The sequence below is a fragment of the Syntrophaceticus schinkii genome (assembly GCF_000946815.1).
GTDB lineage: Bacteria > Bacillota > DSM-12270 > Thermacetogeniales > Thermacetogeniaceae > Syntrophaceticus > Syntrophaceticus schinkii.
Genome location: NZ_CDRZ01000225.1, coordinates 1 through 1142 on the forward strand (window position 1 = coordinate 1; position 1142 = coordinate 1142).

Consider the following 1142-nt stretch of genomic DNA (forward strand, 5'->3'; position numbering starts at 1 on the left):
GGCTATTATTTTTCATGTCCTTTTTAAAAGCTCTTATTATCAATACCTTCAGTCATTATCCCTCTTTGGGAACAGCCAGCTTGATCTTATCGCCGGTCCTTAGATTCAGCACAGGCGCATACTTGCCTTTTGCTTTTGCATCATAGGGGACTCCATTCCCTTTTGTCTTGGGAATATAAACTACCGCTGCAGGCTCATCCTTCATCAGGCTTGTATCTATTTCTTCGCCCTGCAGTGTTTTAAATATTCTAGCCAAATATACTAAATCTCTATCTGACAGCCCCAATACAGTATTTCTAATTATTACTTCATCCTTCGTATCCCCTTCAAAGGAAAAATCCCCTAGAAACTTTGGCACAAAACCTTCTTCATCCATAAATTTTATATAGTTTTCACCACTCAATTTGTTCAGCTTTTCTTTGTTAAATTTGAGTTTTGAATAAAGGGCCTGTTTAGAAGAAACACTTTCCACCTGAGGCAGCTCCCGAATTTCAGCAAGCTGTTCTTTGGTATAGCCCTTTTTCATAGATTCATCCATATTGACATTCAGGATAAAATCACACCATGTGATTTATCACCGATTTTAGATACCATAAATTCATTGTCTCTTCTATATAATTCCTTATAATTCTTTCCAAAAGAATTAAACATAAAAAAATGCTATGGTTTTAAGTATTGCACTCGGTGTATTTTTGATAGTAACCATAGGCTCTTTGGCTGAAAGCGCAAGGGTGCTGCGAGTCAACGATATGAGGCAAAATACAGGAGTCAATCATGTTTTCTATACAGGGCTTAATAATAATCAGATAGATAAGATCAAAGCACATGACAATGTAAAAGCAGCAGCAAATTGTTTTAATTATGATTTATGGAAGAGTGAAAATGGGTTAGAGGTCAATGTTTTAGCAGGAGAAGAAAAGATCTTATCTATGCTGGATACAAAAATCGTTGAGGGAAAGTATCCGACAGAACCGAACGAAATTGCACTGGAAAAATGGGTTTTGGACAGGCTGAACCTGCCCCATCAACTAAATGGAAATATAAAAGTTTCTTTATATGAGCATGGAGAAAAGGAATTTAAATTAGTCGGAATCGTTGAAAACAGATTGCACAGCCAAAGTCATGATTTTCGAGATGCCTTT

At 36.5% G+C, this 1142-nt stretch carries 2 protein-coding genes; one reads left to right on the top strand and one right to left on the bottom strand.

Annotated features, from left to right (window positions below):
* Window positions 1-55: 55 nt before the first annotated feature.
* Complete coding sequence (locus SSCH_RS08040) at window positions 56-538, bottom strand: hypothetical protein (protein ID WP_156972190.1); 483 nt, start codon at window positions 536-538, stop codon at window positions 56-58.
* 124 nt (window positions 539-662) lie between these two features.
* On the opposite strand from SSCH_RS08040, the gene SSCH_RS08045 reads away from it, so the two are divergent.
* On the top strand, window positions 663-1142 hold a 480-nt coding region (locus SSCH_RS08045; RefSeq protein ID WP_044665013.1), incomplete at its 3' end, for an ABC transporter permease.

Bases quoted from the DNA above. Each gene is read 5' to 3' on its own strand.
- SSCH_RS08040 (WP_156972190.1), bottom strand. From the start codon at position 538: ATGGATGAATCTATGAAAAAGGGCTATACCAAAGAACAGCTTGCTGAA.